Source organism: Enterococcus sp. CR-Ec1 (genome assembly GCF_002850555.1).
Taxonomy (GTDB): Bacteria; Bacillota; Bacilli; order Lactobacillales; family Enterococcaceae; genus Enterococcus_D; species Enterococcus_D entomosocium.
Window position 1 is genome coordinate 2,088,756 of the sequence record NZ_CP025223.1, and the last position, 23,970, is coordinate 2,112,725.

The 23,970-nt window shown below is 39.9% G+C and carries 34 protein-coding genes and 1 pseudogene; 5 read left to right on the plus strand and 30 right to left on the minus strand.

All coding sequences use genetic code 11. From position 1 onward, the window contains the following. Nucleotides 1-7: 7 nt before the first annotated feature. From CXM95_RS10045 to CXM95_RS10100, 11 genes are all read right to left on the minus strand, one after another. The gene (locus CXM95_RS10045) at nucleotides 8-1,324 is read right to left on the minus strand and encodes a PBSX family phage terminase large subunit (RefSeq protein ID WP_101699103.1); all 1,317 of its coding nucleotides are present in this window, start codon (nucleotides 1,322-1,324) and stop codon (nucleotides 8-10) included. Beyond that, entirely contained in the window at nucleotides 1,321-2,031 is a 711-nt protein-coding gene (gene terS / locus CXM95_RS10050; RefSeq protein ID WP_101699104.1) for a phage terminase small subunit, read from the minus strand. Before terS ends, CXM95_RS10045 begins: the two co-directional genes overlap by 4 nt. A gap of 84 nt (nucleotides 2,032-2,115) precedes the next feature. Continuing rightward, nucleotides 2,116-2,346 (minus strand): hypothetical protein, encoded by a 231-nt coding sequence (locus tag CXM95_RS10055; RefSeq protein WP_101699105.1) that lies wholly within the window; start codon nucleotides 2,344-2,346, stop codon nucleotides 2,116-2,118. A gap of 196 nt (nucleotides 2,347-2,542) precedes the next feature. Next, entirely contained in the window at nucleotides 2,543-2,926 is a 384-nt protein-coding gene (locus tag CXM95_RS10060; protein WP_101699106.1) for a sigma-70 family RNA polymerase sigma factor, read from the minus strand. A gap of 29 nt (nucleotides 2,927-2,955) precedes the next feature. Beyond that, nucleotides 2,956-3,183 carry a hypothetical protein gene (locus tag CXM95_RS10065; protein WP_101699107.1) on the minus strand — a complete coding sequence of 76 codons (228 nt, stop codon included), beginning with the start codon at nucleotides 3,181-3,183 and terminating at the stop codon, nucleotides 2,956-2,958. Further along, entirely contained in the window at nucleotides 3,184-3,576 is a 393-nt protein-coding gene (locus CXM95_RS10070) for a RusA family crossover junction endodeoxyribonuclease (protein ID WP_101699108.1), read from the minus strand. Beyond that, complete coding sequence (locus tag CXM95_RS10075) at nucleotides 3,569-3,748, minus strand: DUF3797 domain-containing protein (RefSeq protein WP_101699109.1); 180 nt, start codon at nucleotides 3,746-3,748, stop codon at nucleotides 3,569-3,571. Before CXM95_RS10075 ends, CXM95_RS10070 begins: the two co-directional genes overlap by 8 nt. Before the next feature lie 227 nt (nucleotides 3,749-3,975). Further along, complete coding sequence (locus tag CXM95_RS10080; protein ID WP_101699110.1) at nucleotides 3,976-6,213, minus strand: AAA family ATPase; 2,238 nt, start codon at nucleotides 6,211-6,213, stop codon at nucleotides 3,976-3,978. 14 nt (nucleotides 6,214-6,227) lie between these two features. Further along, nucleotides 6,228-6,485: a helix-turn-helix domain-containing protein gene (locus CXM95_RS10085; RefSeq protein WP_101699111.1), complete on the minus strand. Its 258-nt coding sequence runs from the start codon at nucleotides 6,483-6,485 to the stop codon at nucleotides 6,228-6,230. Nucleotides 6,486-6,933: 448 nt separating this feature from the next. Continuing rightward, entirely contained in the window at nucleotides 6,934-7,167 is a 234-nt protein-coding gene (locus tag CXM95_RS10095) for a hypothetical protein (RefSeq protein WP_101699113.1), read from the minus strand. A gap of 31 nt (nucleotides 7,168-7,198) precedes the next feature. Continuing rightward, the gene (locus CXM95_RS10100) at nucleotides 7,199-8,800 is read right to left on the minus strand and encodes a DEAD/DEAH box helicase (RefSeq protein WP_101699114.1); all 1,602 of its coding nucleotides are present in this window, start codon (nucleotides 8,798-8,800) and stop codon (nucleotides 7,199-7,201) included. A gap of 57 nt (nucleotides 8,801-8,857) precedes the next feature. Between CXM95_RS10100 and CXM95_RS10105 the strand changes: the two genes are divergently transcribed. Further along, nucleotides 8,858-9,649 (plus strand): hypothetical protein, encoded by a 792-nt coding sequence (locus CXM95_RS10105; protein WP_101699115.1) that lies wholly within the window; start codon nucleotides 8,858-8,860, stop codon nucleotides 9,647-9,649. Here CXM95_RS10105 and CXM95_RS10110 read toward each other — a convergent pair. The 12 genes and pseudogenes from CXM95_RS10110 to CXM95_RS10165 all read right to left on the minus strand — a co-directional run bounded on the left by CXM95_RS10110 (nucleotide 9,633) and on the right by CXM95_RS10165 (nucleotide 16,273). Next, a complete protein-coding gene (locus tag CXM95_RS10110) occupies nucleotides 9,633-9,815 on the minus strand; it encodes a hypothetical protein (protein WP_101699116.1) in 183 nt (60 codons plus the stop codon). The genes CXM95_RS10105 and CXM95_RS10110 overlap by 17 nt on opposite strands. A gap of 10 nt (nucleotides 9,816-9,825) precedes the next feature. Continuing rightward, nucleotides 9,826-10,590, minus strand: a complete 765-nt coding sequence (locus CXM95_RS10115) for a hypothetical protein (RefSeq protein WP_101699117.1) — start codon at nucleotides 10,588-10,590, stop codon at nucleotides 9,826-9,828. A 4-nt stretch (nucleotides 10,591-10,594) separates the two neighbouring features. After that, nucleotides 10,595-11,022 (minus strand): annotated as a pseudogene (locus CXM95_RS10120) (replication terminator protein). A gap of 12 nt (nucleotides 11,023-11,034) precedes the next feature. Continuing rightward, nucleotides 11,035-11,670, minus strand: a complete 636-nt coding sequence (locus tag CXM95_RS10125) for a hypothetical protein (protein ID WP_101699118.1) — start codon at nucleotides 11,668-11,670, stop codon at nucleotides 11,035-11,037. Between the two features lie 12 nt (nucleotides 11,671-11,682). Continuing rightward, nucleotides 11,683-12,747: an ATP-binding protein gene (locus tag CXM95_RS10130; protein ID WP_101699119.1), complete on the minus strand. Its 1,065-nt coding sequence runs from the start codon at nucleotides 12,745-12,747 to the stop codon at nucleotides 11,683-11,685. Continuing rightward, the gene (locus CXM95_RS10135) at nucleotides 12,747-14,084 is read right to left on the minus strand and encodes an AAA family ATPase (RefSeq protein WP_101699120.1); all 1,338 of its coding nucleotides are present in this window, start codon (nucleotides 14,082-14,084) and stop codon (nucleotides 12,747-12,749) included. Before CXM95_RS10135 ends, CXM95_RS10130 begins: the two co-directional genes overlap by 1 nt. Further along, on the minus strand, nucleotides 14,059-14,409 hold the full coding sequence (locus CXM95_RS10140) for a hypothetical protein (protein ID WP_101699121.1): 351 nt from the start codon (nucleotides 14,407-14,409) through the stop codon (nucleotides 14,059-14,061). The genes CXM95_RS10135 and CXM95_RS10140 overlap by 26 nt, the downstream gene beginning before the upstream one ends. Before the next feature lie 27 nt (nucleotides 14,410-14,436). After that, nucleotides 14,437-14,703 carry a hypothetical protein gene (locus CXM95_RS10145; protein WP_101699122.1) on the minus strand — a complete coding sequence of 89 codons (267 nt, stop codon included), beginning with the start codon at nucleotides 14,701-14,703 and terminating at the stop codon, nucleotides 14,437-14,439. After that, on the minus strand, nucleotides 14,704-15,498 hold the full coding sequence (locus CXM95_RS10150; RefSeq protein ID WP_101699123.1) for a helix-turn-helix domain containing protein: 795 nt from the start codon (nucleotides 15,496-15,498) through the stop codon (nucleotides 14,704-14,706). A 110-nt stretch (nucleotides 15,499-15,608) separates the two neighbouring features. After that, nucleotides 15,609-15,791 (minus strand): hypothetical protein, encoded by a 183-nt coding sequence (locus tag CXM95_RS10155; RefSeq protein WP_101699124.1) that lies wholly within the window; start codon nucleotides 15,789-15,791, stop codon nucleotides 15,609-15,611. Between the two features lie 10 nt (nucleotides 15,792-15,801). Beyond that, entirely contained in the window at nucleotides 15,802-16,056 is a 255-nt protein-coding gene (locus CXM95_RS10160; protein WP_101699125.1) for a hypothetical protein, read from the minus strand. 25 nt (nucleotides 16,057-16,081) lie between these two features. Further along, nucleotides 16,082-16,273, minus strand: a complete 192-nt coding sequence (locus tag CXM95_RS10165) for a hypothetical protein (RefSeq protein WP_101699126.1) — start codon at nucleotides 16,271-16,273, stop codon at nucleotides 16,082-16,084. A gap of 279 nt (nucleotides 16,274-16,552) precedes the next feature. Here CXM95_RS10165 and CXM95_RS10170 point away from each other — a divergent pair, with 279 nt between their 5' ends. The 4 genes from CXM95_RS10170 to CXM95_RS10185 all read left to right on the plus strand — a co-directional run bounded on the left by CXM95_RS10170 (nucleotide 16,553) and on the right by CXM95_RS10185 (nucleotide 19,265). Further along, nucleotides 16,553-16,906: a helix-turn-helix domain-containing protein gene (locus CXM95_RS10170; protein ID WP_101699127.1), complete on the plus strand. Its 354-nt coding sequence runs from the start codon at nucleotides 16,553-16,555 to the stop codon at nucleotides 16,904-16,906. A gap of 9 nt (nucleotides 16,907-16,915) precedes the next feature. Continuing rightward, nucleotides 16,916-17,341: an ImmA/IrrE family metallo-endopeptidase gene (locus CXM95_RS10175; protein WP_101699128.1), complete on the plus strand. Its 426-nt coding sequence runs from the start codon at nucleotides 16,916-16,918 to the stop codon at nucleotides 17,339-17,341. A gap of 186 nt (nucleotides 17,342-17,527) precedes the next feature. Then, the gene (locus tag CXM95_RS10180; RefSeq protein ID WP_101699129.1) at nucleotides 17,528-17,983 is read left to right on the plus strand and encodes a hypothetical protein; all 456 of its coding nucleotides are present in this window, start codon (nucleotides 17,528-17,530) and stop codon (nucleotides 17,981-17,983) included. A 100-nt stretch (nucleotides 17,984-18,083) separates the two neighbouring features. Next, complete coding sequence (locus tag CXM95_RS10185) at nucleotides 18,084-19,265, plus strand: tyrosine-type recombinase/integrase (protein WP_158297430.1); 1,182 nt, start codon at nucleotides 18,084-18,086, stop codon at nucleotides 19,263-19,265. Between the two features lie 75 nt (nucleotides 19,266-19,340). Here CXM95_RS10185 and CXM95_RS10190 read toward each other — a convergent pair whose 3' ends face one another. The 7 genes from CXM95_RS10190 to yhbY all read right to left on the minus strand — a co-directional run bounded on the left by CXM95_RS10190 (nucleotide 19,341) and on the right by yhbY (nucleotide 23,966). Then, nucleotides 19,341-20,057, minus strand: coding sequence for a YebC/PmpR family DNA-binding transcriptional regulator (locus tag CXM95_RS10190; RefSeq protein ID WP_087664014.1), 717 nt, complete (start codon nucleotides 20,055-20,057; stop codon nucleotides 19,341-19,343). 79 nt (nucleotides 20,058-20,136) lie between these two features. Then, entirely contained in the window at nucleotides 20,137-21,303 is a 1,167-nt protein-coding gene (locus CXM95_RS10195; protein ID WP_101699131.1) for a nucleotidyltransferase, read from the minus strand. Nucleotides 21,304-21,330: 27 nt separating this feature from the next. Continuing rightward, a complete protein-coding gene (locus CXM95_RS10200) occupies nucleotides 21,331-22,059 on the minus strand; it encodes a class I SAM-dependent DNA methyltransferase (RefSeq protein ID WP_016612181.1) in 729 nt (242 codons plus the stop codon). Next, a complete protein-coding gene (gene rsfS, locus CXM95_RS10205) occupies nucleotides 22,059-22,400 on the minus strand; it encodes a ribosome silencing factor (RefSeq protein ID WP_101699132.1) in 342 nt (113 codons plus the stop codon). Before rsfS ends, CXM95_RS10200 begins: the two co-directional genes overlap by 1 nt. An 11-nt stretch (nucleotides 22,401-22,411) precedes the next feature. Continuing rightward, entirely contained in the window at nucleotides 22,412-23,011 is a 600-nt protein-coding gene (gene yqeK / locus CXM95_RS10210; RefSeq protein ID WP_008378167.1) for a bis(5'-nucleosyl)-tetraphosphatase (symmetrical) YqeK, read from the minus strand. Beyond that, on the minus strand, nucleotides 23,001-23,642 hold the full coding sequence (locus CXM95_RS10215; RefSeq protein WP_101699133.1) for a nicotinate-nucleotide adenylyltransferase: 642 nt from the start codon (nucleotides 23,640-23,642) through the stop codon (nucleotides 23,001-23,003). Before CXM95_RS10215 ends, yqeK begins: the two co-directional genes overlap by 11 nt. 12 nt (nucleotides 23,643-23,654) lie before the next feature. After that, nucleotides 23,655-23,966, minus strand: a complete 312-nt coding sequence (yhbY, locus tag CXM95_RS10220; RefSeq protein ID WP_101699134.1) for a ribosome assembly RNA-binding protein YhbY — start codon at nucleotides 23,964-23,966, stop codon at nucleotides 23,655-23,657. Between the last annotated feature and the right edge of the window lie 4 nt (nucleotides 23,967-23,970).

The window sequence follows — 23,970 nt, forward strand, 5'->3', positions numbered from 1 at the left end:
TCACCTCCTAAACCATCAACTCTAATTCTTTGGCATTATCAATGCAGAAGTACTGGAAAGCATCGCAGGTATGATCGTCTTCTTTGATCACTTCCGGATTGTCCTTCTTAACCGTCTTAGGATCCCAGCGGTATTTCTTGTGCTCTTCAACAAAGATCTTGTTGTTCTCATTATTGATAAAAAAGAAACGCCCTTGGGAAAACAGGTTAGTAGCATAATCGATCATCACTGCTTTTTTCAGCTTAGCCACCGGATTCCATCGAATCTCATAATCATAGTAATACTGATTTCTTAAAGCGCCCTCAGCGCCATCGATCGTTAGGTTCACAATCGGTGCATTATTGCACACAGGCATCTTAGAGGTTCGATCGATAAACTTGTACAAGATACGTGATAGCTGTGTAGGTGCTAATTTGTCGACTTTCCCTGCAGGTGAATAATAATAGGTGTCTAATAGAATGACGTTCCCTTTTTGGGTCAATCCCAAGCACAAACAAGTCGTTGCAGAGTTGATGTGCCCACCATCGAGGGCATAAAAAAGAGCCACGATATAATCGTCGCTCGGTACTTCATCCAATGGATTCAAATTATGAATATTATAGACGTTATCGCCAAGGCCAACAGGCTCCCCAAGGTACAGATAGCGATAATAGTCGTAGTCATTTTCTTTGATACGATTGATCATCTTGAGCATCTGATCAGTAACAAATCCCAAGGTGTCATTCAGATAGCTTGAATGATGCACTAAGTAATCCGGATCTGTTTCCTTTTCTTCTACCCATTCATTGATCCACTCATAGGGATTACGTGGCGGATTGTAAGACCAATAGAATCGCACAAATGCTGCATCTTCATGCTTTTGCCGCATAAAGGTCGTATTGGACTGATCGAACTCTTCTGCGCTCTTAAATTCAGCTGCTTCCTCGTACCACACTGCGATGATATCGTTAATGTCATTTGATTTGAGCTTTTGGAAGTCATCTTGGCCATAAAAGTAAATCGTGCTGCCAGTCTTGCGATGGATGATCTTAAACGGACTGACCGTCGTGTCAAATCGCTTGAAGATGAAAAACTTCTTCAACGCCCACTGCATTTTATTAAACACAGAATCGCGAATCGTGTTACTCACTTTACGAATAACGACGATGTTTGCTTTTTTCCCTTTAATTATGTAAGGAAGTAGCAACGAGACTAGCAAAAGCGCGATCACAGATGATTTGAATGAGTTTCGTCCACCTTTTAAGATGTTGTAAGGTTTCTCCGCTTTCCATACACTCATGAAATGAGGGTTAACTTCTTTCAGCACATTGAATATTTTCTTCATAGCCGATCACTCCAAGGGTCTTGGATGATAATTGGTTCGCCATCATCATCGCCACCTTCTGGCGTGCTTGCTTTCAGCTTGGCGATCTGCGCATCCATGAGATCCAATTTCTTGCGGCGTTCGTCTTGTTCATCAGCCATTGAGACAAACTGCTTGATAAGGTTCGACAAAGTCATCATCGCCCGTGATTGGGACTTCAAGAAATTCGCTTGCTTGTCCCATGCATATTGGACTTGCATCGTAGAACTGCTGCCTCCGTCACCAGACGTCCATCCTGACTCTTCCTTAGACAGATCATCCCGATCTGTGACAAACATGATCTCCTGCGCTCGTATGATAGCAGCATACTGGATCATGATGTTGTTCCACAAGATATCAGCTGGATCACTGTCTGCAAGCTCTTGTGCAATCTGCAGGGATTCCTTGGGTATGATCTTGGCAAATAATCCGTGCTTGAAGGCATTTTTGTTTCTTTTCGGTGGTGCCCCTCCGCTATTACCTGCAGCATTTTTATTACTGCGTTGTCCTCCCGGTGCGTCCGTTGCGTTGCGACGCGTTGCAACGTTTCCTGTTTCGTTGCGTTGCCAATCCTCCCGGTTCTTTCGGCTTCGGACAGTTGAAGGACTGAGCTTATGTTTTTCAGCTAAAGCCTTCAAACTTATATCTTCATTCTCGTATTCCTGTTTGATTTTATCCCATGCGATCAATTCATCCCACCACCTCGCTTATCGTGTTTGTTTTGTAGATATGTACATGAAAAAAGACACCTCACACTTAAGGTGTCAAACAATTCAACTATTTTTCAAAACTATTAAGCCTTGGTCAGTTAGACCTTTAATTATTTGTTCTCCCAAACCTGTGTTGCTAGGCTCCATAACAATTAATCCTTTCTCATTCAGTCTATCTAGAACAAGTGCCGCATTATTCTGATTGATATCTAGAACATTTGTGTTGATTGCATTGATAAGCGTTCCATCGTAAATACTTCTTAGTATATCCAATTCTACTTCATTCAAAGCCATGACTTCACCTCCTTCAAACAAATAATACTCCTTGCTCAGAAAAAATGAAAGCAATAACAAAAAGACAGCACGAGCGAATTCTGAAATGAGATGATTCACCTCGCTTCAAAAAATTGTGCTGTCTTTCATATTTTTCGACAATATTAGAATAACACGTAAAAATCAATACGTCTGTTGAATCTGTGTTGACAACGTATTATACATTTTTGCTAAATCTTATCATCTTCATGATGTCTGCGTGTCTGCTTCTTATATATTGATAGGTATACCCAGTCTCTTCAGCAACTGATTCAAGTGTCATACCTTCCACATACTTCATTTTAAGGATACGCTGATCTAGCCCCTGAAACTTTTCAATCGTATCAATAATATCTTGCCTTTGTTTTCTCAATTCTTCCTCTCTGGTTCCCATTGATTCAATCACTTCCTTAAGTCTGGCTTGCTTTTGTAGAGCTGTTAAAAAGGTATGATGTTTAGCCAAATCACCATCGTTGCTAGAATAATTTTGCCAGCGATGTAATTCTTTTTCATTCAAATCGAGGGCAAGCTGCAATTCATACAGTTCCTGATCGATGGTCATTAATGTAGTCACCCATTCATAAATGCGAATCACCCTCTTACATTTTTTAATTTTTGAACATTCTCATCTTGAAACGTAATGACCGCGTTCAAGAACCCAAGTACTAATGGATGGTTATTGTATTTATTACCCAGTTCCCCAATAGACTTTACTAGCCATTCCCAATACTGATCAGACGTGATCGGATATTGCTGGGTCATCTGGTTTGATTCGTTCATCCATTCATGTAAATCCGAAAATATTGCACTCCAATCCAATCATATCCCCTCAATTCTGATATAGATGCCCGGTTGATCTGCCCAAAATTTCTCAGCTACCAAGCTGGCCACGTAGCAATCATCTTTCCAGAATCCTAAATCGGTCATACAGTCCTGCAATAATTTCTGACTATTATCCAAGTCTGGCTTCGTGTATTTGTACTCCCCATTTTGATGACCATTTATTGTAGGAAACAACCACTTCACCATGAGACGAACCGGACCCATGTATTTTTCTTCCGGAACGTGCTTGGCCAGATGTGCAGTCAACTTTTCTCGTGCAGCCTGCAGTTCTTTAGGTTCATAGAAATGTGGCTTGCCGTTTACTACTGACACCTTCTTTTGCTGGTGAGTTGTTTCTGGCGGAATCATCGGCATGAAAAATTCAATCATCATCTTCATCCTTTCGCACATCCATAATTACTTTCCAACCGCATTTACACCAACGCTCAAATGTGTATTTTTCAATAACTAACCCACCTTGTCCATTTCCAATAAAACGATTCCCACATTCAGGACAGTTGCCATATTTTTTCATCAGCTCCATACTTTTGCTTAGTAACATGAATTATCCTCATTTCGCGTTATTTTATTTCTCTAATCAAATTCACATTTTATTTTTCACTATCCATTTTGTCTTGGCTGTAACCCTCCGTAACTATCTACTCCCCAAGGGGAGATAGTTACGAGGTTAGCAGACACCGGTCTAACAACGTTTATCGTCTGTAACAAGCTAGTAACTTGTTATAGGTCGTTACCGGATTAAATGTTTTGTAACAAGCTAGTAACACCCTATGGATTGTTACTATTATCAGTTTCAACTTTTTCAATATAGCCACCTTCAGTTTTTAATCCGTCATGTTTTTTTACTTTCCTGTAAACCGATTTTTTGTCTATATCTAGATATTCTGCTACATCTTCAACACTCACTGCCTCACCATCCATAGACAAAGCGCCGAATGCTGTTTCTAGCTCTTGTCTAGATTTCTCACTACGAGACTGATTGACTTTCTTCGTACCTTTTTTCCACTTGTCTTTTGGATCCTCGTCTAGTTTGATATCCGCCAGTGATGGATCCAATACATGAAGCGGATATTTGAACCACGCATTGATTGGATCAAACTTAGGAAACTCTCGCAGCGTCCCATCGATGCGCCATGCTGTTGCTTGCCTTGCCAGACGGACAGCCTGCTGCCTTTCAAGTTCTACTTGTTTTAAGATTTCCTGTGATCGAATTGCACTCATCAAGTGTTGACCCATTTGCTTCACGCTGAATTGATCATCTTGACTTATTTCGCCATATGTCGGATTATGCGTTTTAATAGCCTTCAGATAAACACTGCAGATTGCCTCATTTTCCATGGCCATGTATCTGTCTTCCGTGACCGGTAACTCAATCAAATCCAGAATGGCATCGGGATCTCGTGCAAATACGCCGGATCCGCTCGAGCGGTCTATCGAATTTTTTCCGCCTTGAGAGCCTTTCGAATGATGGTGACAGTATATGACCGCACAATTCAGCTCTGTCGCGATCTTATCAAATTGGTTCGTAAACTTAGCCATCTCATGCGCGCTGTTTTCGTCCCCGGTCAGTACCTTATAAATCGGGTCGATGATCACGGCCATGTAATTGGATTTTTGAGCACGTCGGATCAACTTTGGTGCTAGCTTATCCATCGGGCTAGTCTTACCACGTAAATTCCAAATATCAATGTTTCCGACGTTTGCATGACCTTGGCCAAGTTTTTCATAGATATCAACGAAACGAACTCTTGCCGACCGATCATCTAATTCAAGATTGACATAAAGAACCTTCCCTTGCGCACAATCGAATCCGAACCACCGGCGACCTTCAGCGATAGCAATTGCCAGCTGTATCAACGAAAATGATTTTCCTGCTTTAGATGGACCTGATATCAACATCTTATGCCCTTGACGCAACATTCCTTTAATTAGTTCCGGTGCAAGCTCAATTGCTTTGTCGAACAAATCTGATAAGCTTTCCGGATCCGGAAGATCATCATTGACACTTTCAATCCATTCTTTCCATTCATCCCACGAGGATTTTCCTATATTGGTATCGATGATGAACTGCTTTTTTTCTCCTCGTGTGACACCTGGCATCCGACTAAGCCTTGAAGGGTTCCTGTTTTGATTATCATTTGTCAGTCCGTTTTTCTTGCAGACATCGTAAAGGTAATCAACCCTCTTCCGATATTCCGGATAATTGTCCGCATCCACTCGCACGATGGCATGAATCGATTTACTGCCGCTATAAAGTAATGCAGCAATTGGAAGCTCAAGTTCTCGCATGATTGCATTTTGTTTTTCAAGACTCATATTGTCAGATTCTACTAACGCATAGCGGAATTCTGTGACATTATCATTCTTAACTCCTTTACCATCCATAGGATTGAAACGAATCCACGCACCAGCTTCCGGATTATAATCACCAAGGACTGAGCCGATATCATCGCCGCAATGAGTCAACGCTTCAATCAATTGACCTGCAGTTCGATCGAAAGCCCCCTTATTCGAAGGCTTCCACTTATCGTCATCGTCCTGCCAAGATTCCACATTGTAAGCAACCGTTTCAGAAGGCTCAAATAGCGTCTCTAAATATCGGATGATCTGTTTTGCTGGTTCCCATTTCGATGGCTCGTTTATTTCCTTACCTTCTATCCAGTTACGGTCAATAATAACCAAATCATCTTTTTGGAGTGTACCGTTCCAATCCAATTCATGTCCACCGTCTTCACTTCTAAAAGGAGATGTCCAGCCATAATCTTTGGCCAACTGTGTAATTGTTGCACCAGTAACTGGTTGGTTGGTGCCCTCAAAGCTATCCCACTTCTTAAAGCATTCTCCGGAATGATAGCGCCCGGAATCTTTTTGGCTCCATTGGTCCCAATCAAGCGCTGTATAGCCTTCATGTTTAAGAGCCATGCCCACGTTGACCCATTCCTGATAACTCAGCACGGTTGGGTCAACGTATTGTAATAGTTCTGTTAAATCTAGTTTGCTTTCCATATGCTGCTCCTTGTTTAGTCTGCCCAATCTTCGAAAAGATCAAGTGTTTTGATGTTTAAATGGTACGCGGCACGCTGCAGCAATTGAATACTAAAGGCAGCTTTACCGCCCATGATCCTTCTTACACGAGCAGCATCGCATCCCATATCTCTTGCAAAAGCTGTTAAGCTATCATAGTCGCTTTCTTCATAATATTTTTTTATGTTTTCGCCGATGACAATTTCAACTGGTCGTTCACCAATTGGTCTAAGACGCTCTTTTTCCTCCGTCATCTTATTCCTCCTTTAAACTGAATATTTTCACAAGATATGGCTTGTGCTCTACCATTGCACCTAGAGGGCAGGAACTGAAGTCTCCGACCATTGCGACTTGCACAACATATCCGAGTGCATGGTAGCTTTCAATCATTGCTGCCAACTCAGACCTGCTGCTTCGCACTCTGTCAATTTCTCTCATATAATGACCTCACTTTCTGCTATTTCGTCGGATAACTGACTTGGTAAAATATAAAATATGTTACAATACCTAAAAGGAGGTATTGCTTTGGGAACTTTTTTAGCTTTTATTTGGTATATTTTTATAGGATTTATGCTTTATGGAATCATCAGATTGGCAGTTAAACACGGAATTTCAGATTCAAAAAAAAATAATTTATGATTCTGTTGCTACTCTTTTAGGGTAGTTTTTTTATTTCCACAATTTTGGTGGATAGTAGAATAATTATGATAACCAAATTTCTTTGTATCGCCTTGATCCTTCTTCAACATATTCATCTATAAATTTAATATCTTCAGCTTCAAAATACTTCAAAAAATCGGAACGTCTCAAATTAAATTCTTGTATCAATTCTGCCCCAGCACCATTTCCATAATGTTCTATATCGAGTGACATAGCATCTCTCATTGCCGAAAAATATCCCTCGTCAAAATGTTGCTGTTCTTTTTTTGATCTCATAAATACATTCCTTTCTAGTTTTCTATATCTGTCAATTATGGACTAACTCAGGCGAATATGTTTTAGGATCAACAGTATTAGGCGTACGCCAACCGTTTGACGCAATTCGACCAATCATGTTTTTTGCGGCATCAAAAGACCACGTACCTACATTCATAAAGCCACGTTGTTCCAATTGTCTAATTTGTTTCGGTGTTGCCAAACCTGCTTCTTTTCGTTTCTGCAAACGATCAAGCATGAGACTAGCTTTTCCGGCATTCTCGATTGCTTCAGGAAGAATACCCAATTTTTCCAATGCATTAATTTGTTGATCAGAAGGTGGTCCCATTTCCCAACCAAAGGAAGGAACATAGCTGGTAAGATCCTCAGCTTGAATGGACATTTCAAATTGCAATGGATCTACAAGTTTTTGCTTTCTCCGTCGCATTTCCGCCAATTGCTTGGCTAAAGCTTCCTCACGTTCTGCAATAACGTCTTTTTCAGCTTGTACCTCTGCTTCTTCCAAATCCAATGCCAATCCTTGCTCGCCTGCATCCTCAATGTTTTCAGTCATCTTCTGTGCAACCTCATCACTTGAGGCAATTAAGTGCGCCGGATGGCAAAGCTCATGACGTTCCGTGTGCCAAAGAAAGTCTAGCAACAAAAGTTCTTCTTTTCCTTCATGTAATCGAGTCCCACGTCCCACCATTTGACTGTAAAGTGATCGAACCTTTGTCGGACGTAAAACTACGATACAATCGACCGATGGGCAATCCCAACCTTCTGTTAGCAACATCGAATTACAAAGGACGTTGTATTTGTCATTCTCAAAGTCTTCCAAAACCTCCACACGATCTTTTGAATCACCGTTCACTTCCCCTGCACGGAATCCACGTTCATTTAAGATATCTCGGAATTTTTTGCTAGTTTTTACTAATGGTAGAAATACCACTGTTTTTCTATTTGCACAGTGCTTGACCATTTCATCAGCGATTTGATAAAGATAGGGATCCAATGCAGTACCTAAATCTCTTGAAGAAAAATCACCGGCTTGTTGTTTCACTGCAGTCAAGTCTAATTTCAAGGGAATAGTTAATGCTTTGATTGGTGACAAAAACCCTTCTTTTATTGCTGCTGGTAAGGTGTATTCATAAGCCAAAGATTCGAAATATGTACCGAGGTTTCGCATATCGCCACGATCTGGCGTAGCTGTAACCCCTAGTACATTTGAATCCTCAAAATGGCTCAGTACTCTTTGATAACCATCACTAATACAATGATGGGCTTCATCGATGATGATCGTATCAAAGTAATTAGGCGGAAACTGACTTAATCGCTTCTCACGTTGCATACTCTGAATGGATCCCACCACGACCCGGAAGAAACTTCCAAGGCTTGTTTTTTCTGCTTTTTCAACTGCTGTTTTTAGTCCAGTGGACTTTTCTAATTTATCAGAAGCTTGATCCAGTAATTCTCCCCGATGGGCAAGGACGAGCACACGCTCGCCCATTCTTACCCGATCTTCGATGACCTTACTGAATACAATTGTTTTTCCGCAGCCAGTAGGTAGAACTAGCAACGTACGTTTCTTACCTTCTTTCCATTCCTTCTGGATTGAACTGCGCGCTTCTTGTTGGTAGGGCCTTAATTGCATAGAACTTTCCTTTCTTTGTTGGTATAATTGTTATAAATATTTAGAAAGAGGTTCAATATGAGTCGAGTCACTGATCGCCAAAACGGATTGAAAAAGTTAAAAGAAATAGATAAAAATAAGAATAAATACCTTGTTATTCATTATTCATGCGAGAGCTTTTATAATCTCAAGGGAAAAAGCCCTAAAATAACCTCCATTGCGATAGAAAACTTAGAATACGGGCAAGCCGAGCTCTTTGCCATTTATAAAACCGCGGAAAAAATGAATATTGAGTTTAATCAAATTTCTACACGTTATGCTGATATTGAAGAATCAATGCTCTCTGATTTTTACAAATATGTTTCTCAAAACAGAGAAAAAGCGTGGTTACACTGGAACATGAGAGATTCAATTTTTGGATTTAAAGCTCTCGAGCATCGATTTGAGGTACTTGGAGGTACTCCTGAAAAGATACAAGATTCAAGTCAGATAAATATCGCATCTCTCTTGAAAGAAGTTTACGGACCTGAATATATTGCTGATCCAAAAATGCAGATGCTAATGAGTAGAAATAATTTAAAACCCAAACATTTTTTGAATGGAGAAGAGGAATCTGAAGCATTTAAGGATGAAAAATATTATGAATTAAGTTTATCTACATCCGGAAAAGTTCGGATGTTCTCTCAAATTGTCAATTTAGCAGTAGATAATAAACTTGAAATTGAAGTCCCAAAAAATCAACTTTATGGGACTTCAATAAAAGGTTATTGGCAACGTTTCGTTGAATCAAAATTTTTCAAACCAATATCATATTTGGTATCGACCGTTATTGGTGCTGTTATAGGTCATTTTGTTACTTTGTGGTTGTAATAACTCTCTTGATTTCTCTCGCCATATCTAAATCTATTAATATTGATTCATCAAACCACTCTAATTCCAGATAGCCCTCTTTGGTGCTATCTTTTTTTAATTCTTCAATTATCCACTCAATATGCTTCTTAAATTCTGATGTATAATGAACCGACTCTAATATCAAAATAATCCTCCTATGCTAAAATCGTGATACGTTGTGATATAACTTCATCTGCAAGCTGTTCTTTCAAATACTCGCGGATATTCACAATTGCTTGATTGCGCCAAGCACCTCCATCTGCTTCAAAAATGGCTGCACGTGGACCATCTTTCATCCGGAATACGAACTGACTAACTGGCTGTTCTACTTCAAGGAATGTCCGATAAGGTGCCAAGTTGACCGGATTCGGTACTTTCACATCCGCTTTACTAGCAAGCCCTTGTTTGATCGCGACTGCTTGGCTTACACCATCGTCGCCAGTCATTTTTACATTGTCTTCGGTCACATTGCCTACTACTTGCAATAAGATCGCCCGATCATCAAGAAGCTTTTCAGATTTTAGATTGACAAATTTAGACTGAAGGGCAATGTTAAAAGCTTCCATGTCGTAGAAATAGCCAAAATCAAAACTTGGTAAAATCGCTTCAGTTGTTGCAAGCACTTCACGTCGTCCATCAATTTCTAATGTTCCCATCAACTTGATAGTTGTTTCATCTTCAATGTGCAGAATCAATTTTTCCTCTTCACGCTCAATGTTCGATTTCACATAATTCACTAAGCCGCTAAGTGTATTGATTCGGATACTGTTTTTGGCCAATACAGCATGAGGGAAAATTTCTTCCACGTTTCCTGCAGTATTCACAGAAAATAAACGTCCATCATCCATTTCAACTATTCTTTCATGTGGTTCAGTTCCTACTTCTGTTAAAAATTTGATTGCATCTTTTGTTAAGTCCATTTATTTATCCTCTTTTCTTTTGTAGGTCGATTACTTGCTGACGATTAGCTTCTTCTTTTTCGATGACGTCAATTGGTTCCCCAATGTCCGTTTTAGGTTGTCCATCTTCAGGATCTAAATACGTTTGCCCTGGCACTGTCGATCGCAACTCATGCGCTTCGACTTTCCCAGTTGTGAGATCCTTCCCGGTTAGAACGGTTGTAGATACACCATCCACTGGTGCAAGCTTTGTTGTGAAACTACTGTCGACAGCAATAACTTGACGAGTACCATCTGGCTTGAATTCTAATTTGATCGTAACGACACGTTTGGCTTCTGCCGATGTGTTTGGATCATGAATGTTCTGAAACACTTTTTGAAGCTCACCATCCAATTTTCTTGGATGGCGCCTTCCGCTAATTCTGACAATGGCAAATCGATTTTCTTAGTCATGCTTAATTCCTCCTAAAATGCTCCCGGTTGATAGCCTTGTTGCGGTTGGTTAGTTGGTGGTTGTTGGGTAAAGTTTTGGGCTGGTTGCTGATTTGAATTTGCTACTGGTTGATTTGGATTGGCTGCAGGCTGTGCTTGATAATTTGCTTGTGGTTGTTGGTAAGCCGATTGAGCTGATCCCGGTCGATCATTTAGTTGTTTTGTTGTATCCACATCTTCGGAATAAATCATGTATCCAGTAGAATTGTATTCATTCCCATTGCTACCCATTTCTTTTTTAATGGATGTCACGCCGATAGATCCAACCACTGTTTGCCAATTCATTTGCAACTGTTCACCATGTCTCTTTTGACCGATGGCTCCGAAAAACGCCGAAACCATGCCTTCTGTACGTGAGTGCAAAAATAGATTATGCTTTACGGTCTTTGTTTCCCCTGTTCGAGTCTCAATTTTTAATGTCAAAATTGCTTTATTACACGCTGGCAAAGGATTTTGACTTCTTGAATTTGGATTTGGAGTATGACGTGCTCGTTCAAATTTTTCTACTGTAAACCAGTATTCTCCCGGTTCTAGTAGTACAAACTCACTGTCTTGGACAATCGTGTCATCCCAGCCTAATTCTCGTTCTTGTTGAAATTGTTGTGTCATTGATCGTTCCTCCTAAAATTGTTGGTTTTTTCGAATTTCTTGAATCATAGTAAATACTTGTGGCCATGCAGCAACTAACACGCCATCAATGTATCCCGGATCATAGTTTTGAATCGGTGTGCCTGTCGGATAATACCCTTTGGATTCTGTCGCAGCCATGATTTCTGCAGGAATGACATTGTTTGTTTTCATCAAATCAATGAGTTGTTGTGGAATCCCTGCATAATCGTCTGGCTCTCGATCAAAATTTGGTTCCGTTGTTACTGGTTGCGTTTCTTGAACCGTTTCTGGTTCGGTTACTGGCGTTTCAACCGCTGCTGGTGTATTTTCCGTTACCTGTGGTGCTTTCTGAGACGCGAAAATGTGCGCAATTCCTGCAAAGCCCATATCCAACTCATCTGGCAAGCCAAATCGGTTCTTGGCATCCCAAGCTGGATGATGCGTTGTATGCATGACACGCTTTCCGCCTTGTGCTTTGAATTTTTTTCCTTTGTCATCGGAAGCGACAGACATCGTTTTGTAATTGCAGAATAAAACCATATCCGCCCACTCTTTAGTTAAAGGTGCCGTTGTAGCTAAGGTCTTTTTGTTACCCAGCTTCAGTTCCCACCGATCATAAGCTCCCATTTCATCTGGCTGTTCAAATTTACGGATTTGGGCATGTGCGGTTAATACAACATTCACGCCAATGTCTTTGAGATCAGATAACTTATTCAGCAAACGACCGAACTCTTCAGCAAGATACGTGTACCCATTTCCATAGCCAAAATCTTCAATTCCCTTTTTACCGAATTGTGAACAAATATGCTCGATGCATAAACGTTCTGCCCAATCTGCAGTATCAATGATTAAAGTCGCACAGGGCATCGTTTGTTTCACGAAATCGATTTGCTGTAAAAGCATCGACCAGCTTCTAGGTTTATCCAAACGTGCAACGTCCATATTGTCGGTACTGCCTTCCGTATCAATAAATAATGGATTAGGAAACTGAGCAGCCAGTGTAGATTTCCCGATCCCTTCCGGTCCATAAATCACGACCTTTTGTGCCCTTGCAATGACACCTTTCGTAATATTCATTAAAATTCTCCTTCCTTCCACTTAGGTTGTGGTGATTGCTGAGGTGTAGGTCCGCCCTCAGACGGTGCTAGCTTATTCTCGGTCACATAGCCGTCTTCGATAATGATCTCGCACTCGTCCCCTGTTGAAACGCGAGTTGCAATGGCTTGTAAGCCTTCTTGTTCCAGCCACTGGCCAAACTCGTTCAACGTGACCATGTCCATCTGCTCCAACTTATCCAATAGGATGAAGCCGCAATCCGGTTTTAATTTCCGGACGATCGCCGTTGATACTTTTAACTGATCAGATCCGGACATGTTATCCCATTTTTGACCGTTATAGATCAACTCACCATCAGCCACAGAAAGCCCTTGAAGTGGTAATTTCGCATTCGTTAGTAAAGAGCTCTTTTCTTCACGTATCGCTGTGATATCATTTGTGAGCACGTCGTACTGATTCTTGTAGTCTTTGGCATCTTCTTCGGCTTTGTCCTTGTCAAGATTCGCTCGGACTCGTCGATTGATCTCATCCACTTCTGCAATGTTTTGTTGCAATTCTTGTGTCGATTCATCTTGCAAGTTTTCAGCAGTCTTTTGCGCTGTTGCGAAGTCTTTTGATAGTCGGTCGAACTCGATTTGTTCTTTCTGCAGTTGTGCTTGAAGTTCTTCAATCCTCAAGTTGATCGCTTGGATGTTTGATTTGGACTGCTCCAACTGAAAAGAAATTTGATTGACCTGATTACGTTTTTGTTGATTTTCTCCGTTTCTTGCGAGGATTTCTTGTTGCTTGGCTACCAAATCAGAAACAGAGATCAGTTCCTTTGGAGCATCTGGAAAGTAAGGTTGTTCAGCCGCAAACTTTTCCTTTTGATCAGCAATCTGACCAATTGCATGGCGTTTATTGTAGATTTCTTGCTCTTTGCGTTCTAATTCAAACAGTTGATCACCCACACCAATAATCTGCAGGAGTATATTTGCTTTTTCCTTACTTGACGAATCCATGAATTTCGGTAGATCGATGGCCAACTCTTCGACAAAGCTATTTAATAAGTTCTGACCAGCTTTCTCTCCATTTGGGTCAATGACCTTCAAATCAGAATTTTTCCCCTTACGCTCAACGACTAGCCCATTGTTCATGACAATATGAAGATGTGGTGGTGTGACTGACCCCTCACGATGCGCTTGGCTTGGTCTGTATTTATTACCGCCAAGTCCCCAAGCGATAGCATCAATGACGCTAGTTTTGCCTTGGTTATTGTTTCCACCCACGATGGTTAATCCGCTCGCATTGGGTTCAATTTTTACTGCTTTGACACGTTTGACGTTTTCGATTTCAAGCTTGTTTATCTTCACTGCCATCAACCATACCTCCCACTGCTTCGTTTAAATGATCAGCAATGACACTCAGAATTGATTGAATATCGTCTTCGATATCAATATCTGGTTCATCATGATTCAGTTTCTCAAGTCGAAATCTGCAGCCGATACAACCGCATTCTTTGAGGTTCTTTTCCCATTGTTCTTGCTGATGAGCAATTGATGCCTCAATTCTCGCATTTGACCCAACCTGAACCATCGGTCCTTTTCCATCTTCACCGAAAGCTCCAAGTGACAAAGTAACGTCGTTTTCCTTGCATTCTATTGCCAAATCATTGATCAGTTGTGTAATTTTTTCGTTTATCATGGTATAATCTCCTTGAATAGTTTGTTTTTATTGGCTTACTTCGTTGGCAGACGAGGTAGGCTCTTCTTGTGTTTTTAGCTCAATCGCTTCGTTGATTAATTCGTTCCATGACCAAACAACCTGCGATCCGTCTTCAAACTCGACCATCGGTGATTGTCCCCACGTTGTAAGCACTTGAATCTTTTCCCCATCTTCTGATTCTGCTGTACCGACGAAGATAGATGGCGTGATCGACATAACCTTATTTCCTTTGTCGTCTATCGTATAGCCTTCTTTCGTTCTGTACTTCGGCATCTATTCATCCCTCCCTTTTTGTAATTCCACAATTTTGGTTCCATCAGCTGAAAAATAAGTGTGAGTTTCTACGCCTGCAAAAACCACTACAGTATGGATTACTCGTTCTTCCTTGGATTCGATGCTGAGTGATCCAGCACTTACGCGTTTTTCTTGTATTGGTTGTTCCAATTGCGCGTCCTCCTTTCTCTCGTATTGAGCAAATCGAGCATCATTGAATTTTTGCATTGACTCTTTTGCCTTGATGCTTGTCGTTCCTTCAATAGGTCGTGTGCCAATTTCTCCTTCCTTCCTCAAATTATTAACTTTATGCACAACCTGAGCATACTGTTTACCTGTGACTCTAGATAATTCCATATAATTCGATACATAGCCGTTTTGATCAAATGTTACATGATCTAATAATGTTTGAACCTGTTCACTGGTCCATTGCTCAACTCGTTTCTTTTTTATCTTCCCTGCTGCTTGCAATTTTGAAACTTTATTAGAGCAAGATCCCTTTGATCGCCCTAGCGCTTCTCCAATTTCAACATACGAAGCCCCTTGCTTATGCATCGCGATCAATCGCTTTTCTTCTGTCGCTGTCCATGGTCTACCGTTACTCTCAAAAGCCAGTTCTCTTTTTACTGGTGGTAACTGTCCATCTTTTCTCATTTGAGAAATTTTTTTCATAATTGCTGAAACTGTTCGGCCTAGTTTCTTTGCAAGTTGTTCGGAATTTATAACTTCATTTGTTTCGGCTAGTAATGCGTTCTTTCGGACATACGCCAATTCCTTTGTGGTCCAAGCTTTCAATTTTCCCCCTCCTTATTTTGTTCTACCTTCAATCAATGCTTGAGCTTCGTAATAACATTCCTTCCAATCAATTGTCCGATAAAGTAAATCTAAAATTTCTGATTTAGTCATTATTCTTTCCACCTCCGAGAGCGATGCTCAAAGATCGCATCATCATATACAATCAACCAAATCATCACGGCTGTGGGATATAGGATTTTTACCCACGTGGGGATTTCTCCTGCAACCAAGGTTCCCATCGCAAAAACAGTAAGCAAAAACGCTGTACGTCTAAGCCAGTAGATTCTTCGCATATACTTCCTCCTATACTTGCCTTTTTCGTTTAAACTTGTTCTGATCTCGCCACAGCAGAAACTCATCGAACAACTGGACTTTAACGATTGGCAAACCATACGTGGGTAACCGGTAACCTTCTTTATAGTCCTCATGCTCTTTGAACTCTCGCAGTAGCTTTTGAAATAGAGCTTTGTGCTTTTGATAGCCAAAATAAATGATTGCCTCATCCTTAGCCATCCAAGCTTGAGGAACTTCAATCGTCTTAGCAACTGTGATCTGCATGCTACTCACCTATCTCCCTTCCCTCTTATCTGATCTTGTAATACTCAATAATCGCCGTCAGTGTATCGTGAGCTTTTTTACTCTGATTCTTTCCAGATAGATAATCATTTAAGTCTTGCTTGTGGATGTTGAAATACGTTGCCACGCTAATGAGCGAAATCCCCTTTGACTCAAAGTAATCACGAATCTTTTGGCGGCTTACTGCTGTATCTGGCAAACCAAACATCTCCTTTCAGAAATATTCGTAAGTTAGTTCGAAAAGTCATTGACTGGCAACTATACTATAGTGTAGTATATAATTATAGTTAAATAAGCCTACAAAACGCCTAATAATCGCAATGGGTCGCCAAACTTATGCTTTAAAGGTCTGTTTTTAGTTTGCTTTTTTCTATCGAACTAACTTACAAGAACAATACTACACTATAGTGTTTATTTTGTAAACGAAAAACTACACTTTTTTATTGTTTTATTGTAAGAAACAAGGAGAATCATTGATATGACAGTCTTTGAAAGAATAAAAAATCTTACAAAAAATCGATCCAAAACAATTAAACAAGTGACAAATGACTTGGGTTATAGCGAAAATTATTTTTATTCATTAAAAAGTGGCAAACAACCTTCCGCGGACAAACTACAAGAAATAGCTGACTATTTCAATGTGTCTGTGGACTATCTTTTGGGTCGAACAGACAGTCCAGAATACAAAACAGAAGCACCTAAAAATCTCACAGTTGAAGAAGCCTTGGCTTCAGTCATGAGCAGCGATGGTAAACCTCTTACCGATAACGACAGGCAAATTTTAACTGGAATTATCGAGGCATATATTAAAAATAAAAATGATGCTAAGTAGGTGTGTTATATGGATGCAAAAATCAATGATATCATTTCACAATTAAATGTTTCTGTTGTTCAGAAGGAGAAAATGGATGCTGATGGTCATTACATCGCGGCCATCAACACCATAGTCCTTGATTCATCTTTGTCAGAAAGAAAAGAAAAAGTTACTCTCTTACATGAACTAGGACATGCAGCTAAACATATGAGGAATTATGAATTATATAATTTAACCTTTTCTTTACGATCAAAAATGGAACAAGAGGCTGAAGAATTTATGATCGAACAAATGATTGAAACTCGTCTTTATGATCCTGATTTTTCACCTGAAGCGTTCAACAGCATAAATTTTTTAGAAAGCTATGATTTAGATTTTAAATATGAACCAATAGTAAAAAATTTTATGGCCCAGCATATCGACGATGAACAAAAGGGCTATTTATTTTTTTAACCAACAAAGAACATATGTTCGTATTTTTTTAAACGTATAATTTTAAACGCTTTAATTATTTAAATTTCATAAAACATTTAATTAAATATATGTTTTATTTTAAAATAATGATTATGTATTTAAAGTGGTGATTTAATAGAACTAAATAATTTTTAACGAAAAAACTTATCAGGAGGAATTAGAAAGATGAACAGAGCAAAAAAGAACAAAAGAAGATTTTTGGTATTATCGATCGTCATGTTAGGAGCTTATCTGTATTTTGGTTACCTTTGGGATGCCTTTGCTGATATTGAGATGCTATTTATATTAGCACTTTCAGCAGGTTCTTTGTTTTTAGCAACTCGGAGTGAAGACTTTCATGAAAGATGGGAAAAATGGAGTGAGAGCGGACGCGAAGAATACAATAAGTTGAGCGCCCAATCAGCAGCAAAAAAAGAAAATAAAAAAGTTATAAAGTGCCCTACTTGCCACTCTAGAGATGTACAGTTCATGCAAAATAATAAAAAAGGATTCTCAGTTGGTAAGGCGGTCGGCGGTGCCGCATTAACAGGTGGGATTGGTACGTTGGCAGGTTTTGCAGGTAAAAAAGGAAAGAACGAATGGCTTTGTACTAATTGTCATACAACGTTCGAAACAAAATAAAAAAACACGCCCCACCAACCAAAGCGAGAGCGTGCTCAAACAAAATAAACTATAGGCTTATTTGTTATGCCTATTTTATCACGAAATGGGAGTGAAAGTCATGTGGATGGAAGAATTACCAAATGGAAAATACAAATACTTTGAAAGGTACAAGGACCCCTACACGGAAAAACTTAAACGTGTATCTGTTACACTGACATCAAAATCCAATCAAGCTAAAAAACAAGCGATGATGGAATTACAAGAAAAAATAAATGCTAAGATCAGTAACCCAAACGAACACAAAGTGACCTTAGCAAATTTGTATGAAGAATGGATTGAAATTTATAAACAGAAGGTCAAAGAACAAACTTATTTGACAAGCGTTAGCTTATACAAAGCAGTTGAATTAAGAATGGATACATCTGTTCTGATTAACAACCTTACTTCAAGCTATATACAAAAGTTTTTAAATGAATTCTATTATAAGGAAAACTACTCTCATTCTTACACCGATGCTATTAGGTCCCTTTTTAGAAATATGTTCGAATATGCTAAACAAGTTGGCTTAGTAGAACATAATATAGTTAAGGATGTAAAAATAGAACGTAAAAAAACCACTATTGAAGAACACGAAAAAGTAACTCAAAAATATTTAGAACCAGACGAACTTGAATTAGTAATAGGTGAATTAAGAAATTTAAAACATAGTTCGTGCGCTTCGCAATATGCTGAAATCGCAGAGGTTCTATCTAAAACAGGTTTACGATACGGCGAGCTTGCTGCTCTCAAAATTGAAGATTATGACGGTACTACACTTGATGTTAACAAAACGCTATTCTATAACTACTCAAAAGCACAAGACGGATTGACAACAAGTCCGAAAAATGTCTTTTCAAACAGAAAAATTCCGATAAGTAATGAAACAAAAGTGATTATTGATAAATGGATCAGTCAAAATGAATTAAACAAAGCAATAAATTCTAAATATAATGACATGGGTTTCATTCTAGCAGCACCAAATGGAGATTCGGTACCTCCTTTTAGCATGAACAGAGTTTTGCGAAATCTAACTGCAAAGTTAAAAGAACAAGGTAAATTAAATAAACGATTATCAACACATATTTTTCGCCATACCCATATTTCTTTATTAGCAGAGATGGGAATAAATCAGAAAGCAATTATGTCTCGAGTAGGTCAGGTTAACCCTTTGACTACCTTGAAGATATATACCCATGTTACTAAAAAAGTGGAGCAAGATTTAATAGACAAGCTGAATGCAAAAGAAAAAGAGCAAGGATAACCTTGCCCCTCCATTGCCCCCTGCTTGAAGAATCGATACGATGAACCTTCCAATAGAGTTGTTAAATCAATGATGCTACTCGATATCAACATTGTGATAGACATTTTGAACATCTTCAAGATCTTCTAATACATCGATCATTTTTTCGAATTTTTCTAGATCATCGCCAGTTAAGGTTACTTCATTTTGAGGAATCATTTGCATTTCAGCAATTGAAAATTCGGTGATTCCTTTTTCTTTCAAGGCTTCCTGAATGGCATGGAAGTCACTTGGTTCACCGTGAACGATAATTTGTCCATCTTCTTCAACAACATCACGAACATCGATCTCTTTGTCCATCAAGTATTCTAAGATCTCATCGGCATCGTCACCAGCAAAGCCAAATAATGCTGTGTTATCAAACATATAAGCAACTGCCCCAGAAACACCCATATTCCCGCCGTTTTTACCAAAAGCGGCCCGAACATCGGCTGCGGTACGGTTGACGTTGTTTGTCAAAGTATCGACGATCACCATTGATCCATTTGGTCCAAATCCTTCATATCGAAGTTCTGAGTATTGTTCATCGCCAGAACCTTTGGCTTTTTCAATCGCACGGTCAATAATGTGTTTTGGCACATTGTAGGTTTTCGCACGTTCGATAACAAAGCGTAATTTTTGGTTCGCGTGAGGATCAGGATCACCCGATTTTGCTGCTGCGTAGATTTCGATTCCAAATTTTGCATAAACTCGGCTATTGTTTGCATCTTTAGCAGTTTTTTTCGCTACGATATTTGCCCATTTACGACCCATGATTTCACTTCGCTTTCTTGTTTTTAAAAATCCTTATTCATTATACTTGTCAAATGGCGTTCTGTGAAGCAATTTTCACTTATTTATCAATAAAAAGCGGAATTCTTCGAAAATTTTGTTCTGAGATTTGAGCATTCCCTTGCTGATAAATCTGGTCGATCCGCAATGACAAGCCGTAGCGCTGTGCTTCTTTCTTACCGAATTTAGCGATCAGCGGCAGGGTCAGCTCTTTTTTGACTTCTTTTAAATATTGCTGCCCTTGCTTTGTATAGCCTAAGACTCGAATAAAAGGATGTGCTTGGGCTTCCCTCATTTCAGCTTTTGTCACTTGGAACAATACATAACAAGCAAGACGCTGCAGTCTCGTTTGGGTATAGCGTTTTGTCTTTAACAACTTGATAAAATCTGCAAACGAATCCGCCGCAGTCACATATTGTTTTAGTCGATATTCTAGTCCTTCTTCCATCTGGTAAATAGCAGCTAATTTTTCGAGGGGGGCAGAAATGATCTGGTATTGAAGATACGGCCAAAAGGCTTCCCAGTCGACTGTTTTTTGCGAAAGAAATTTTTGTGTTGCTTCAGGAACAAAATCCACAACAGCTTCACCTTGTTTGAGTCCTTGACGAATGGCTGTGGCACTAGCGATCGTTGGATGCTTAAATTGTTCTGAATGATAAGAGGCCGCAATTCGTTGAATGGGAACAAGCCTCATTGGTTTTTCATAACACAACACTTCCCGTGCATACGCCATACCCAACAGATGATTCGGCTGGTCTCTTTCTGCATGGTACTCAGGATAAAGCTCACTGAGGACCATACTCATTTTTTGACTATAGGTAGCATTTTGCCTAGCTATGCGTTGAAATGCGTCATCGATCATCCGCTGATTTTCTTTTTCAAACTGAGCGAACTTTGCATAGTCAAAGGGTTGTTTCGCATCTGTACCAAAACACAAAGAATCACATTGCAGATTTTGTAAGATCCTAATCGCTCCCGCTGCAAAAAAATCAGCAGACTGGACGGCCCAAGCGGATGGCAGTTCAACGACCAAATCGACGCCATTTTGCAATGCCGCTTGGGCTCGTTGCCATTTATCGATGATTGCTGGTTCGCCACGCTGTAAAAAATTCCCACTCATCACGGCTACAATGACATCAGCGTTGGTTTCTTGCCTGGCTTTGTCCACATGGTATTGGTGGCCATGGTGAAAAGGGTTATATTCTACGACTAGTCCGCAAGCCTTCATCGACATCCCTCCTGTTTTACATAACGGTTACTTATGGCAGACAAAAAACCAGCGACGGCTTTTTTCATTTGGTTTTGTATCGATAAAATCAGCGTAGCATTCAACATTAGCAAAACCAGCATTTTCTAACATTCTTAAATAGCTTTCGAGAGGATAGGTTCTTTCTTGATGAAGCTCATCTAAGCGTTCAAACAACCCATTCTCTTGTGCAACAAAAAAGGTCAAGAAATGTTCAATGCTATGGTCTTTTTCTCCTTGATAGCTTTCCCAAAGAAAGGCAAATTCATCCGTCTGGTAATGGTAGCTATAATCAGGAAACACTTCATTGATTTGATATAAGGAATGCACATCAAATAAAAAGACGCCATCTTCTTCTAAACAACTGTAAACACCATCAAAAACTTGCTGCACACTCTGCTCGTCTTCCATGTAGCAAAGGGAGTCAGAATAGCAAGTAATAGCTTGATAGGTGCCAATATCTACGAGATCCAGCATGTCACCCGCAACAAATTGCACAGCCGCCTCTTCTTTTTCAGCCCGTTGACTAGCGATCATCAGCATCTCTTCTGAAAGATCTAACCCAGTCACATCAAACCCAGCCTTGGCAAATTCAACGGCTAACGCACCGGTTCCACAAGCCAATTCTAACAGCTGTTTTCTTTTTCCTAAATGACGACAAGAAAAATCCAGCCACTTTTTATAGAGACTGGAATCCATTACTTCGTCATAGACAAATGCGAAGGTTTCGTAAGCCATTACGCCACGACCCATTCATTAAGATCCACAAGCGGCGCATCAGACCATAATTTTTCTAGGTTGTAAAAAGCACGTTCTGAGGCACTGAATACGTGAACGATTACGTCACCTAAGTCGATCAAGACCCATTTTCCACCATCTTTTCCTTCGACACGGCGAACAGATACTTGACTTTCTTCTTCTTTATCGATGACTTCATCAATGATCGCATTGATTTGACGTTCACTATTTCCTGAACAGATCACAAAGTAATCTGCTAGCAAAGAGATTTCCCGCACATCTAATGCCATAATATCTTCGGCATTTTTTGAATCGGCGGCTTTTACAGCAATTTCTAATATTTTCTGACTATCTATGGTAATTCCCTCCTATATTTGGCTACCCAAAAATTGTAGGTTTCGATCGTTTTTGGGTAGATAACTGCTTCTGTTTCGATCAAATGAAGCAAGGTATGTTTCGTTTCGTAAGCAACAGCGGCATCTAAGTCGATCATTGCGATTTCCCTAGCCTCAACGACTCCAGGAAACGTACGCCCGGGTTCGATATAATCTGCTACATAGATGATTTTATCTAGTAGGCTCATCTTGGCAGCTCCGGTTGTGTGCAAACGGATCGCTTGTAAGATTTCTTCGTCATCGATTTCTAATTCTCGTTGAACGAAATCAGCACCGACGAGTCCATGCCAGATAGCATTGTTCCAGTTCAAGAGATCCAATTCAAATCCGTCTCTACGAATGACTAATTGAAATTCTTCATCGCTGCGTTCCTTCGCATAATCATGCGTCAAAGCAGCGATGCTGGCTTTGACCGGTGAAGCACCATATTTTTCCGCAAGGGCAACGGCCGTTTTTTCGACACCCAACACATGCTCAAAGCGCTTTTGACTCATCTGCATTTGGACCTTTTGCATCAAAAGTTCCCGTTCTGCTTGTGTGTAGTGTTCACTCTTCATCCAAGTACAACCCCTTTTCTTGAATATAGTGTAACACATTATCTGGCAATAAGTAGCGAACCGAACAACTTTGTTGCACTTTTTTACGAATTGTTGTTGAGCTGACATCCATTAGAGGAATATCGATCCAAATAATCGGGTATGGGCTATCGATCGGCACTTCCGGGCGGCGAACCCCCACAAAAGTTACCAATTCCATCAGCTCATCGATTTGATGCCATTTTGGTAAATAGTTCACCATATCCCCGCCAATGATAAAATAATAATTAGTATCTGGATTCTTAGCTGTCAATTCCCGCATCGTATCAACCGTATAACTCTTACCTTTTCGTTCCAACTCAATGGTCTCTACAGCAAATCGCGGATTATCGGCGACCGCCAACTTCAACATCGCTAAACGATGCTCAGCGGGGATTGTCTTTTTCTCATCAACATGAGGCGGTAAATACTCAGGCATGAAATAAACTTTATCCAGCCCCAATGCTTGCCCTACTTGCTCACCCATGACCAGATGTGCGTAGTGTACTGGATTAAAATTTCCACCAAGAATGCCCACTTGCTTTTTCGGTACAAGTTCTTGTGTTTGTGTCTCTAAAACCGTTTGTACCTTTCCAAATGTTTGTCCTTGCATGCCTTCTCCCTCCTAAATTGAACGAACTTTGCTTGAAATTGTTTGGTATTTTTCTTTACTAGACGGTTTGAATAAAACGATCACTCGTCCGATGATCTGAACCACTTCACAGCCAACTTTCTCACGGATCGTTTCAGCTGCTTCGTCAGCAACCTCATCGGTATTTTGGAGTAATGAGACTTTGATCAATTCCCGTTTTTCTAGTGCTTCTTCAATTTGCGACACCATCGCGTCATTCAAGCCGCATTTGCCGATTTGAAAAATCGGGTTTAGATGGTGCGCTTCACTTCGTAAAAATCTTTTTTGTTTTCCTCGTAAGTCCATAATC